This window comes from Mesorhizobium sp. M2E.F.Ca.ET.219.01.1.1, assembly GCF_004016445.2.
GTDB lineage: Bacteria > Pseudomonadota > Alphaproteobacteria > Rhizobiales > Rhizobiaceae > Mesorhizobium.
Map to the genome: position 1 here is coordinate 158,826 of NZ_SADT02000003.1, position 11,456 is coordinate 170,281.

12 protein-coding genes are annotated in these 11,456 nt (G+C 63.2%); 7 read left to right on the top strand and 5 right to left on the bottom strand.

The genetic code is table 11. The features are described from left to right. Nucleotides 1-26: 26 nt before the first annotated feature. Nucleotides 27-482, bottom strand: coding sequence for a L,D-transpeptidase (locus tag EN862_RS17985; protein WP_127865710.1), 456 nt, complete (start codon nt 480-482; stop codon nt 27-29). A 350-nt stretch (nt 483-832) separates the two neighbouring features. Between EN862_RS17985 and EN862_RS17990 the strand changes: the two genes are divergently transcribed. After that, on the top strand, nt 833-1,168 hold the full coding sequence (locus tag EN862_RS17990; protein WP_127865709.1) for a hypothetical protein: 336 nt from the start codon (nt 833-835) through the stop codon (nt 1,166-1,168). Between the two features lie 34 nt (nt 1,169-1,202). Beyond that, nucleotides 1,203-1,367 carry a hypothetical protein gene (locus EN862_RS17995; protein ID WP_127865708.1) on the top strand — a complete coding sequence of 55 codons (165 nt, stop codon included), beginning with the start codon at nt 1,203-1,205 and terminating at the stop codon, nt 1,365-1,367. Between the two features lie 72 nt (nt 1,368-1,439). Here the strand turns inward: EN862_RS17995 and EN862_RS18000 are convergent, their stop codons facing one another. Beyond that, a complete protein-coding gene (locus EN862_RS18000) occupies nt 1,440-2,141 on the bottom strand; it encodes a response regulator transcription factor (protein ID WP_127865707.1) in 702 nt (233 codons plus the stop codon). A 93-nt stretch (nt 2,142-2,234) separates the two neighbouring features. Here EN862_RS18000 and EN862_RS18005 point away from each other — a divergent pair, with 93 nt between their 5' ends. Both EN862_RS18005 and EN862_RS18010 read left to right on the top strand, forming a co-directional pair. Then, nucleotides 2,235-2,963 (top strand): response regulator transcription factor, encoded by a 729-nt coding sequence (locus EN862_RS18005; protein WP_245519637.1) that lies wholly within the window; start codon nt 2,235-2,237, stop codon nt 2,961-2,963. A 295-nt stretch (nt 2,964-3,258) separates the two neighbouring features. Continuing rightward, nucleotides 3,259-5,361, top strand: coding sequence for an ATP-binding protein (locus EN862_RS18010; protein ID WP_189401820.1), 2,103 nt, complete (start codon nt 3,259-3,261; stop codon nt 5,359-5,361). Nucleotides 5,362-5,638: 277 nt separating this feature from the next. Here EN862_RS18010 and EN862_RS18015 read toward each other — a convergent pair whose 3' ends face one another. Both EN862_RS18015 and EN862_RS18020 read right to left on the bottom strand, forming a co-directional pair. Further along, nucleotides 5,639-6,049 (bottom strand): hypothetical protein, encoded by a 411-nt coding sequence (locus EN862_RS18015; protein ID WP_127865706.1) that lies wholly within the window; start codon nt 6,047-6,049, stop codon nt 5,639-5,641. A gap of 31 nt (nt 6,050-6,080) precedes the next feature. Beyond that, complete coding sequence (locus tag EN862_RS18020; RefSeq protein ID WP_127865705.1) at nt 6,081-6,431, bottom strand: hypothetical protein; 351 nt, start codon at nt 6,429-6,431, stop codon at nt 6,081-6,083. Between the two features lie 88 nt (nt 6,432-6,519). Here EN862_RS18020 and EN862_RS18025 point away from each other — a divergent pair, with 88 nt between their 5' ends. Continuing rightward, the gene (locus EN862_RS18025; protein ID WP_127865704.1) at nt 6,520-7,722 is read left to right on the top strand and encodes an aromatic ring-hydroxylating dioxygenase subunit alpha; all 1,203 of its coding nucleotides are present in this window, start codon (nt 6,520-6,522) and stop codon (nt 7,720-7,722) included. Nucleotides 7,723-7,979: 257 nt separating this feature from the next. Here the strand turns inward: EN862_RS18025 and EN862_RS18030 are convergent, their stop codons facing one another. Next, nucleotides 7,980-9,398, bottom strand: coding sequence for an aminotransferase (locus EN862_RS18030; protein WP_127865703.1), 1,419 nt, complete (start codon nt 9,396-9,398; stop codon nt 7,980-7,982). A gap of 291 nt (nt 9,399-9,689) precedes the next feature. On the opposite strand from EN862_RS18030, the gene EN862_RS18035 reads away from it, so the two are divergent. Together EN862_RS18035 and EN862_RS18040 are read left to right on the top strand one after the other, a co-directional pair. After that, a complete protein-coding gene (locus EN862_RS18035; protein WP_127865702.1) occupies nt 9,690-10,607 on the top strand; it encodes an ABC transporter permease in 918 nt (305 codons plus the stop codon). Next, nucleotides 10,604-11,425: an ABC transporter permease gene (locus tag EN862_RS18040; RefSeq protein ID WP_127865701.1), complete on the top strand. Its 822-nt coding sequence runs from the start codon at nt 10,604-10,606 to the stop codon at nt 11,423-11,425. The genes EN862_RS18035 and EN862_RS18040 overlap by 4 nt, the downstream gene beginning before the upstream one ends. Nucleotides 11,426-11,456 lie beyond the last annotated feature (31 nt).

Below are 11,456 nucleotides of genomic sequence, written 5' to 3' on the forward strand. Positions count from 1 at the left end.
GAGGCCGGGGTTCCCGGCCTCTTTTGCTACTTGACGATCACGATGCTGGTGTTGCCGGGGCCGAAGGCCTCGACGAGCTGATAGAAATCGGCCGCGGCATCCGGATGCAGCCGCACGCAGCCATGCGAGGCCGGGCTGCCGAGACGGCTGATGGCATAGGTGGCATGGACGGCATAGCCGCCGCTGAAGAACACCGAATGCGGCATCGGCGCATTGTCGTATTTCTTCGAATACCACATCTCATGCATGCGCGTCGGCTTGAACGAACCGGTCGGCGTGATGTGCCTTCTGTCGCCGGTCGACACCTTCCACGTGTAGGTCGGGCGGCCGTCGACCGTGACTTCCATGATCTGCTGCGACAGCGAGACCTTGGCGACGATCTGGTTGGCGTGAGCGGCATTGCCGGCGCTGAAGAGCAGCGCGGCGCCGGTGAGCTCGGCGGCGGCGATATTGATGAGCTTGGCGGAAATGGCGGTGTGCATGACGGATCCCTCTCTGTTTTTTGCCGGTCGCGCCGGCTTCAATTCGATGGGCCCTTATCGTGCTCGTCCGTTTCCGAGCTATTTCGCTTGATGCTCGTTTCTGTTTCGAATTCGTTTCCATAAGTTAACAAAAGCTCCGCCCGGCCGTTACATCGGACCTCTTCTGAGACGCGGTGGTTCGGCGCTACACAATGGGCTTGGTTCGGAAACGAAAGTTCATTTCATCTGTATATGAAACATTTACGCCCACCTTCGAAACCAAACTGCAACAAAGTGCAGCCACGGCGGCATGATCTGGATACAGGCCGGCGGCAGATTTGACGCAACGGGAACAGCAACTGCAAACGAAAATGGGCAGGAAATCGAAACTCCGCTCCTGGCTTCTCAGGATCAGCATCGCGGCAATCGCGCTCGGCGGCGCCGGCTCGGTGGCCCCCGGCAGCCCGGTGACGGCGCTGGCGGCGATGACGTCCGGCGAGGTTTCGACACTGCACATGGCTCTGTTCATCGCCACGGTCTGGATTGTCTCCAGCCTGCGCGTCCACCGGCTGAAGGCCCTCTGGCGGGTCGGCCTCCGGCTGATGAGGACGCGCGGCCCCTCCGGCTACTTGCTGCCGAGAGGACCGAAGGCCCGCGCCGCAGCGGGGGGCTCCGTCAGCGGCGCGGGCGCTTCGGGAGTTTCCTGAAGCACCGACGATTTCGCGATTGGGATTTAAAGAGATGAAGACGACATTTGCTGCCTCGGTGCTTTCGGCACTGCTCTACGCTCAAGGCTTGCTCGGCTTTGCCGCGCTGGCGACGGTGCTGCTCAAGGAGCGCGCCCACGCCGAGACAACCGCCGGCGCCGACATTTTATCCGGCCCTTCGATCATCGTGGTGCGCTGACCGCCAGGCGCCGGTCCCAAAATGACCACCGCTTTGGGGAATCCGATGCGCGGAAGCCTCGCTCACTTGAATTCATTCATTGCGCGACGCCGGCGGATCGAAACGATAGCCGGCGCCCCTGATGGTGGTGATGGTATCGGTGTCGAGCTTGCGGCGCAGCCGCACGATGCGCGAATCGATCGAACGGTCGAAGGCGTCCGCATTCTCAGCCGGGGCCGCGGCAATGATGTCGTCGCGCGTCAGCACCTTGCGCGGGCTGGCCAGGAACAGCTTCAGCAACGCCACCTGTCCCGGGGAAAGCTGATCCTCCGCCCCCGAGCGATGCATGACCATGGCCGATCGCAGGTCGACGGTGGCGTTCTCCAGCACGATCAGTTCTCCGGGGGCCCTGCCGCGCCTCATCAGCAGGCCGCCGATGCGCGCGGCAAGCTCGCGCACATTGAGCGGGCTTTCGATCACGTCGGCAGCACCCAGCTCGAGCGCCAGCACCTTGTCGACGAGGTCGCGCGGCCGGCAGATCAGGATGAAGTCGGGACCGCCTTCGCCGCCCCCGCCCTGGCTGCTGTACCGCTTGAGCAGTTCGCGGCTCTCGGCCTGGGTGACCTCGTCGCCGACCACCACGACATCGATACCGCCGGCCGAAAGCAGCGTCTCCGCCTCCCAGGGCTGGCGCGCCTGACGCACATCGTGCCCGCGCCGATCGAGATGGGCGGCCAGATCGCCCGCCACCACCTCGGCGACGGATACAAGCGCAATGACGGATCGTGCGGCCATTTTTCTCCACCCGCCACAGACAACTCGAGATGAGTGCTGGACATCATGTTTATACCCAATCTACTTTCCGCTGAAAGCGGGAGCGAGCGCGTCGTGAAGGCACGCATCATCGTCGTCGAGGACGAACCGGATCTGAGAGAGGCCGTGGCCGAGTATCTCGGCGCCAGCGGCTATGATGTCGTGACGGCCGAGAATGCCGTGGCGGCGCGCGCGCTGTTCGAAACGCAGCCCTTTCACCTTGCCATCCTCGACATCGCCATGCCCGGCGAGGACGGACTGTCGCTCGGCCGCTGGCTGCGCTCGAAAACGCAGATCGGCATCATCTATGCCACCGCCGCCGGCACCGCGCTCGACCGCATTGTCGGGCTGGAGCTCGGCGCCGACGATTACATCGTCAAGCCATACGAATTGCGCGAGGTGCTGGCGCGGGTGCGCAGCGTTTTGCGCCGCGTGCCGCAGCCGGCCGAGCCGCAAGCCGCGAAGGCCGAAGCCGGCAATCGTCGCTTCATGAATTTCGGCGGCTTCCAGGCCGATTTCGATGGAAGACTGGTCACTGCCGCCAATGGCGCGGTGATCGAGATGGCCAAGAGCGAGTTCGACGTGCTCGAGGTTTTCCTCACCCGCGCCAACCGGCTTCTGACGCGGGCGGCGATTTCGGAAGCCATCGGCTTCGTCGAGGATCCGGAATCCTCGCGCGCGGTCGATATCCGCATCATGCGGCTGCGAAAGAAGATCGAAGCCGACCCCGCCAATCCGAAATTCCTGCGCACGGTGCGCGGCGAAGGCTATATCTTCTCGCTGCCGAGCGGCGACGCCAACTAAGGCGTGTTGATATTCAGGTCAGGCCGAGCCGAAAATGGCGGGTTCCGAGAACCGGAGCGGAGCGTACTTAAGGTACGTGAGCACCGGAAGTGCAGGAAACCGGCATTTGCAGGCCAGCATCACCTGAATATCGACACGCCTTAGAGCAGGTCCGGGAAAGTGCGAGCGGTAGGCTCGGCGGTTTCGCCGTAGCCTTCCGTCCGGAATTGCGTCAAAACAAAGCGATAGAGCGGTTCGCCGTTTCCGTCAGTACGGAGGGATGCTCTGAACGACTACGTCCAGGCCTGGAATGACCATGACTGCTGATGCAGCTCGCACCGATACGCATGGCTCGCGCCCGGGCGGCGCCGCGATGGCGGCCGTCCATGTCGTGCGCCGCCTGCGCGAGGCAGGCGACTGGCAGCGCGAGATGGACGACATATTGGGCACGATGTGCCGCAAGATGGATTGCCAGCGCGGCATCCTCTTCCGGCTGCGTGAATTGCCGGGCGAAGGCTTCGCCCAGTCCGTCGCCGCTTATTGGATCGACCCGGATTTCGGCGGCGAGCTGGCGTCGCCCACGGTGATCATGCAGTCGATCATCAACTCGGATTCCTTGCTGGAGCGCCTGCAGGAAGACGAGCGGCAAGGCAAGATCTTCTCCGGCCACACGCGCGACCTCGACGGCTTCCTGCGGGCCGATTTCGAGAAGCAGAGCATCAAGTCGTTCCTGTCCGTCTCGGTTTTCGCGCATGGCCACCTCTGGGGCACGCTGGCCGTCAACGACTGCGTCGCCGAGCGCGAATGGACGGATGAGGAAGAGGCGACCCTGCACATCATCGCCCTGGCGATCGGCGATGCCATCGAGCGCTCGCCATCCGAGGCGCATGCCAGTGAAGTGATCCGCCGCACCATGCTGCAGGCCTCGCTCGACGCCATCATCGTCATCGACGAGACGGGTTCGATCATCGAGTTCAATCCGGCCGCCGAGAAGATGTTCGGCTTCCAGCGCAGCGCCATCCTCGGCAAGGACCTGCTCGATACCATCGTTCCAATATATTACCGCAAGGGCTATGCCTCGGGTGCCGAATACATGGCCGGCCGCGGCGCCCCGATGGTCGGCCAGCGCCTGGAGACCGTTACCCAGAACGCCGCCGGCGAGATTTTCCCGATCGAGCTGACGGCGACGGAGATGCGCGTTGCCGACCGCCGCCTGATCTTCGGCTCGATCCGCGACCTGCGCGAAAAGCTGCAGGCCGAGGAAGAGATCAACCGCCAGCGCGAGAAGCTGCATCAGAACGAGAAAATGGCGGCGATGGGCTCGCTGCTCGCCGGGGTCTCGCACGAGCTCAACAACCCGCTGGCGGTGGTGGTGGCGCAGTCGACGCTGCTGCACGAATTCGCCGGCGACCCGCAGACCAAGGTGCGGGCCGAGAAGGTGCGCGCCGCCGCGGAGCGCTGCGGCCGCATCGTCAAGAGCTTCCTGTCTATGGTGCGGCTGCATCCGACGGAGCAGGCCGAGACCGATCTCAACCAGGTGATTCGCTCGGCGCTCGAAGTCACTGCCTATGGTGCCCGCTCCAGCGGCATCATAATCGACACCGATTTCGCCGACGGGCCGCTGCTTGCCATGGCCGACGCCGACCATATCACGCAGGTGGCGGCGAACTTCCTCATCAACAGCCAGCATGCGCTGGCCGGCGTCACCGGCGAGCGGCGCATCAAGGTGCGGACATTCCGCAACGAGCGCGGCAATCCAGGCTTCTCCGTCGAGGACAACGGCCCGGGCATCCCCGAAGCGATTCGCTCTCGCATCTTCGAATCCTATTTCACCACCAAGCCGGTCGGGGTTGGCACCGGCATCGGCCTGTCGATCTCGAAGTCGATCGTCGAGCGCCACAACGGCAACATCTGGTTCGAGGAGGTCGTGCCGCAGGGCGCGCGCTTCGTCGTGCAATTGCCGGCGATCGCGAGTGCCGGCGCCGCGCCCGGCGAAGGTCCGGTGCGGTCGAGCGGGTTGCGCCATGCCTTGATCATCGACGACGAGCCCGACGTCGCGGGCTCGCTTTCGGACATTCTGGAACTGATGGGCCTTAAGTCGCGTGTCGTGGCAAGCTGGACCTCTGCCGCCGATGTGCTCACCGGCCATATGCCGCCGGACATCGTCTTTTCCGACCTGCGCATGCCGGGCACCAGCGGCATCGCGATCTACCGTCAACTGCTTGCTGAGAAGCCGGCGCTGGCAAAGCGCTTCGTGCTGGTGACCGGCGATCTGATCGGCGCCAAGGCGGAGATTGAAGCGCTGCCGCCGCCGCAGCGCCCGCACATTCTGGAAAAGCCCTTCTCGACGCTCGACGTCCGCGGCATCCTGTCGGCCGTCGCCGACGAAGCCGCAGCCGACAACAGCGCGCACATCTGAGCGGGGCAGGTGGTATGGCCTGCAACGGATAAGTGATCGGGCCTGAGCTTGCGCAGCCGCAGGATCTGCCGAGATTCAGGTCAAGCCGAGCCGAGAGTGGCGGTTCGCGAGAACCGGAGCGGAGCGTACTTGTAGTACGTGAGCACCGGAAGCGCAGGGAACCGCCATTCGCAGGCCGGCTTCACCTGAATACCGATAGATCCGAAAAAAGAGGCTCCCGACCGACTTTGCGGCGGGAGCCTGACTTGAGCGCAGGAGGGAGCGCTCTGGGGAGGTCTTAAAAAATGTTCGGCGTGTTGGTGAGCGGCGCCGCATTGGCGATCATGCGCACAGCGTGCTCGCGGTGCTGGCCGGACTGCTCGGCGATGGCGCGCAGGCAATCGATGCTCTCGGCGCCCCAGTTCTGGCCCTTGCAGGCAAAGTCGATTGCGCTTTCCGGCAGGCGGGCGGTCTTGAGCGTGGTCTGCGCGCCTTCCACGACATTGGCCGGCGGGTTGATCGACGCGAAGGCCGGACCGGAAGCAGGCGCGGCCAGCATGCCGACAAAGGCGCAGGCGCCAATCAGCATGAACATCGCCATCGGATGGTCGCTGGCGCGCTGGCGCAGCGCAAGCTTCGGCCGGCGGTCATTACGCTCCGGGCCATGCAGGCGGCGATTCGTATCGGCGGCATGAACTTTCGCAAACATCGGTCGTTCCCTTCACTATCTTTCTTTTTGGCTATGAAACGAACTTAATCGCACCGGGTAACAACAGGATATTGGCTGCGGCCGACTCTGTAACAGGATTGAAACAGCGCTCGGCATTCTCGCCCTGCCGCAACCATTCCTTGGTTCGAAGCTGGTCGACGCAGATAATGCCACCTGTCGCGGCCGGCCGACTGTAAACGACCTCACACAAGCCTTGCCGGGATCGGCCACCTCGGCGGCGTTGCCGTCCGCCTCGCAATCCATCGAAACGGAGCTTCTCCGGGGCAGCTGTCGGCGCACGATTTCGCCGTTGCGCTTCCTTGATTAAGGCCCGGATTTTCCGGGATTTTTCCGGTTCAGTCGAGTTTGAATTTTCCGCCATGGGATTTTCATATTTTCACAAGCCATTGCATTTCAATGAAAAATATGCCTATATTGAATGACTATTCAACAAAAAGAAGAGCATTCCGATGAACCCGCACCTCCGTGACGTGGCGATCCCCAATGATTGGGACCGGCGGGGTTTGCCGGGGTGGAGTTATCACTCCAACGCCCTTCTCGAGCTCGAGAAGGAATACGTCTTCCGCAATCACTGGCAGATCGCCGGCCATGTCTCCGACGTGCCGAATCCGGGTGACTATCTGACCATGGACGTCATCGGCGAGCGCGCGCTGATCGTGCGCGGCAAGGACGGCGTCGTGCGCGCCTTCAACAACATGTGCCGCCATCGCGGCAGCCGCGTCGTCGCCGACAGCCAGGGCAGCTGCAAGAACGCGTTGGTCTGCCCGTTCCACGGCTGGGTCTACAATCTCGACGGCACGCTGCGCGGCGCCGCCCGTCCGCGCTCCTTCCCCGAGCTCGACAAGACCGAGTTCGGTCTGATGCCGCTCGACCTCGAAATCTGGATGGGCTTCATCTTCATCCGCTTTCGCAAGGGCGGCCCGCAGCCTTCGGTGGCAGAGCTCTTGAAGCCCATCGAAGCCGAGATGGCGCATTACAACATCGCCGACATGGTGCCGTCCTGGGGCATCTGGACGCAGAAATCGCCAGTCAACTGGAAGTCGGTGCGCGACGTCGACAATGAAGGCTACCACGTCGCCATGGCGCATCCGGCGCTGCAGGACCTCTACGGCGCGACCTATTTCGACGAACCCTTCATCAATGGCGTGTCGCGGTCCTTCGCCACCTACAATCCGCATGCCGGCCGGCGCTGGAGCGTGCGCGAATACATCAAGCTTGCGCCTGAGGCCACGCATCTGCCGGAGCATCTGCGCAAGGCCTGGATCTACTATGGCATCTTCCCCAACAACGCGCTGTCGATCATGCCGGAATCGGTGCAGTTCTATCAGGAGTTTCCGCTGTCCACCGGCGAAACGCTGCTGCGCGGCGCCATCTACCGCTACAAGGACGAGACGCGCGAGCAGGCAGCGGCGCGCTACCTCGCCTACCGCATCGACCGCGACACGATGAACGAGGACGTGCAGCTTTCGGTGTGGTCGAACGAATCCATGCTGTCGGAGGCTTTCGAAGGCTTCTACTTGTCGGATCTGGAGTATGGCGTGCGCACCCACCATGACCATTTGCGCAGGCAGGTGCCGGTGCTGAACCTGGAGACGGCGCCCGAGGAAAAGGACATGTGGGGCCTGAACGATGCGCTAAGGTCGAGGGGGTAGCCTCTTGCTTCTCCCCGTTCCACGGGGAGACGGTGCCCGAAGGGCGGTTGAGGGGCAGCGCCAGCGTCGCGCGATTGGCTTGCCCTCAACCTCAGAAACCTACCTCCGACTGGAATTTTGGCGCCGGCCGGCCGGTGAGATCATCATCTCGGACGGACGAAGTCCCTTGTGCGCACCCAATCGCCAATGTCGGCGCCGCCCCTCATCCGCCTGCCGGCACCTTCTCCCCGTGAAACGGGGAGAAGGAAAGAGGCTAATCACCCCCGCCACACCCCCTCCTTCCGCAAATCATCCATCGTCCGCGAAATCCCTTCGCGCAGGATCGCCACCATGTCGTCGATCTGCTCTTTGGTGATGATCAGCGGCGGCGACATCACGCACATGTTGATCAGCGGCCGCACCAGAAGACCGAGCTCATGACAATGCGCGTCGATGCGTTTGCCGACACTCTTGTCGAGCTGCAGCGGGTCCTTGCTTTCGCGATCGGCGACGCATTCGACGCAAGCCATCAGGCCGACGCCGCGCACCTCGCCGACCAGCGGCAGCTCTTCCAGCGTCTTCAGTCGCGCCTGGAAATAGGGTGCGATCTCGCGGGTGTGTTGAAGCACGCCCTCTTCCAGCAGGTCGAGATTCTTCAGCGCCACCGCGCAGCCGATCGGGTGGCTGGTGTAGGTGAGGCCATGGCCGAACATCGCGTCCGGATGGTTGGAGCGGCGCAGCTCTTCCAGCAGCCGCTCGGAGATGATGACGCCGCCGAGCGGAAAATAGCCTGAGGTGACGCCTTTGGCGAAGGTGATCATGTCCGGATCGATCCCGAACACGTCGCCGGAGGCGAAGACATGGCCGAGCCGTCCGAAGCCGGTCACCACCTCGTCCGAAACATAGTGGATGTCGTTGTCGCGGCAGATCTCGCGGATGCGCTTCAGATACCCGTCCGGCGGCACGATGACGCCGCCCGAGGCCTGCACCGGCTCGCCGACGAAGGCACCGATACGCTCCGCGCCGACGCGCGCGATCGTGTCGCGGAACTGGTCGACCAGGAAATCGGTGAAGGCTGCGACATCCATGCCCTTCGGCCGCCGGAACGGATCGGGCGAGGAAAGCTTGATCACCAGATCGCCGGCGCCGTCCATCCAGTCGTGATCGCGCGGACGGCCGTTGAGCGAGGCCGATAGATAGGTCGAGCCGTGATAGGCGCCGCCGCGGCTGAGGATCAGCTTCTTCTCCGGCCGTCCGCGCACATTGTTGTAGAACTGCATGAAGCGCAGCGCCGTCTCCACCGCCGATGATCCGCCGGTGGTGAAGAAGGTGTGGCTGAGGTCGCCGGGCGCGGCATGGGCGATGCGGCGGGCAAGCTCCGCCGACGGCGCATTCATCGTGTACCAGGGCGTGTTGTAGGAGAGCGCCATCGCCTGGTCGTACATGACCTTGGCCAGCTCCTCGCGGCGATGGCCGACATTGATGCACCACATGCCGGCCGGGCCGTCGATCAGCCGCTTGCCCGAGGCATCGGTGATATAGATGCCGTCGCCCTCGCCGATCAGCGTGCGCGCCTCGGCGCCGACCGAGCCGGCATAGGGCCAGGGCTGGACGAGATGGCGCTTGGCGAGCTCGACCGCATCGTCGTCTTCAGGCCCGATAAGTTCGCTTGCCTTGATCTTGCTTTGAGCCGCCATCTTCGCCTCACACCATCGGGTTGCAGAAATTCTGTCGCACATCAAACAGTGTGGAAAACCAGGGAAATTCGGCTTTTCAGCACTTCATTTTGAATGTTCGTTCAATCAATATTTCAGAAATAGCGCTTGATTTCAATGGGCGGATGCGCTCATGATGAAAGAATGTCGGCAAGCCAGGGAGCCATCGCGCTCCAAGCATAAATCGGGAACAGGCGGCCGGCGCTACGAATGGGAAGGCCGCATGGCGGGACAGTCCGAGCCAGCTACCGAAATCACGCCTGGGGCGCTGCAATGACGGTTGCCGCGGAAGGGTCGCCCCCGTTGCGCATGGCGGGGGCCAGACGAAATCCCCTTCTGCAATCGGAAGCCGTCCAGGGCTTTGCCCTGATCAGTCCCACCTTCGTCTACGCCCTTATTCTTCTCGTCCTGCCGATCCTGGTCGTCATCGCCCATTCTTTCTGGACGCAGAACTACCTCACCATTGACCACACCTTCACGCTGGAGAACTACCGGATCGCGCTGACCGAGCCGATCTACCGCGACCTGCTCTGGCGCTCGCTTTACATCTCGCTGACGGTCAGCCTGCTCACCGTGCTGCTCGCCTACCCGATCGCCTATTTCATTTCCTTCCATGGCGGTCGCCACAAGAGCCTGTGGCTGTTCCTCATCACCATCCCGTTCTGGACGAGCTACCTGCTGCGCGTGATGTCGTGGAAGGTGATCCTCGGCTATAATGGCGTCTTGAATTCCGGTCTGATGGGCCTTGGCATCATCAGCGAGCCGTCGGACGCGCTGCTCTACAATTCCACCGCCGTCATCATCACGCTCACCCATGCCTGGGCGACCTTCGCCATCCTGCCGATCTTCGTTTCGCTGGAGAAGGTCGACCGCACCCTGGTCGAGGCGGCGACCGATCTCGGCGACGGGCCGCTGCGCTCCTTCCTGCGCGTGACCCTGCCGCTGTCGGTGCCCGGCGTCATCTCGGCCGCGCTGATCGTCATGATCCCGACCGTCGGCGACTATGTCACGCCGAAGCTGGTCGGCGGCAAGGACGGCGTCATGATCGCCAACGCCATTCAGGCGCAGTTCGGCAAGGCGTCGAACTGGCCGCTGGGGGCTGCGCTCTCCGTCACCACCATGATCATCGTCTCGCTGATGGCCGGCGCCACCGTGCTGGTCATCCGCGCCCTGCAGAGGCTGGCACGATGACGGCGATGAGACGTTTCCTGCCTGGATGGCTGTCGAGCTACGCCACGCTCTACATCCTGTTCCTTTATCTGCCGGTGATCTTCCTGCCGATCTTCTCGATCAACACGGCAGCGACGCCGAAATTCCCACTCTCCGGCATCACGCTGCACTGGTACGAGGACCTGCCGAAAACGCCGGCGCTGATCGACGCCACCTGGAACAGCCTTTTGGTCGGCATATCGGCTTCGATCCTGTCGACGGTGCTCGGCATCCTGGCGGCACGCTCGATCACCCGCTACCGTTACCCGGGTCGCCGCGCCATCAACGGCCTGATCATGGCGCCGCTCGTGCTACCCGAAGTGATCGTCGCGATCTCCATGCTGCTGGTCATGCTGCAGCTGGGCCTCAGCCTGTCGCTGTTCACCGTCGTGCTCGGCCATGTGCTGGTCTGCATCCCCTATTCGATGACCGTGCTGACCTCCGGCTTCGAGGGCTTCGACCGCAGCCTGGAGGAGGCTTCCGCCGATCTCGGCGAGAGCGCCTTTGGCACTTTCCGGCGGGTGACGCTGCCCATGGTGGCGCCGGCGATCATCTCCAGCCTACTCGTCTGCTTCACCATCTCGCTCGATGAATTCATCATCGCCTTTTTCCTTACCGGCACCGAGGCGACGCTGCCGATCTACATCTGGGGCCAGCTGCGTTTCGCGGCCAAGCTTCCTGGCGTGCTGGCGCTCGGCACCTTGTTGCTGTTGGCGTCCTTCGTGCTGATGACAATTGCCGAAATCCTGCGCCGCCGCGCGGCGAGACGCACCCAGAACGAGGGAGGCCTCCATGCTTGAGCGGGTCCAATCCGAGCGCATGCAATCCGAC

What these genes read in the sequence shown, in the direction of transcription:
- EN862_RS18000 (WP_127865707.1), bottom strand. Translation starts at nt 2,141, where the DNA reads ATGGCCGCACGATCCGTCATTGCGCTTGTATCCGTCGCCGAGGTGGTG.
- EN862_RS18030 (WP_127865703.1), bottom strand. Translation starts at nt 9,398, where the DNA reads ATGGCGGCTCAAAGCAAGATCAAGGCAAGCGAACTTATCGGGCCTGAA.
- EN862_RS18040 (WP_127865701.1), top strand. Translation starts at nt 10,604, where the DNA reads ATGACGGCGATGAGACGTTTCCTGCCTGGATGGCTGTCGAGCTACGCC.
- EN862_RS18035 (WP_127865702.1), top strand. Translation starts at nt 9,690, where the DNA reads ATGACGGTTGCCGCGGAAGGGTCGCCCCCGTTGCGCATGGCGGGGGCC.
- EN862_RS17995 (WP_127865708.1), top strand. Translation starts at nt 1,203, where the DNA reads ATGAAGACGACATTTGCTGCCTCGGTGCTTTCGGCACTGCTCTACGCT.
- EN862_RS18015 (WP_127865706.1), bottom strand. Translation starts at nt 6,049, where the DNA reads ATGTTTGCGAAAGTTCATGCCGCCGATACGAATCGCCGCCTGCATGGC.
- EN862_RS17990 (WP_127865709.1), top strand. Translation starts at nt 833, where the DNA reads ATGGGCAGGAAATCGAAACTCCGCTCCTGGCTTCTCAGGATCAGCATC.
- EN862_RS18010 (WP_189401820.1), top strand. Translation starts at nt 3,259, where the DNA reads ATGACTGCTGATGCAGCTCGCACCGATACGCATGGCTCGCGCCCGGGC.
- EN862_RS18020 (WP_127865705.1), bottom strand. Translation starts at nt 6,431, where the DNA reads ATGGCGGAAAATTCAAACTCGACTGAACCGGAAAAATCCCGGAAAATC.
- EN862_RS17985 (WP_127865710.1), bottom strand. Translation starts at nt 482, where the DNA reads ATGCACACCGCCATTTCCGCCAAGCTCATCAATATCGCCGCCGCCGAG.
- EN862_RS18025 (WP_127865704.1), top strand. Translation starts at nt 6,520, where the DNA reads ATGAACCCGCACCTCCGTGACGTGGCGATCCCCAATGATTGGGACCGG.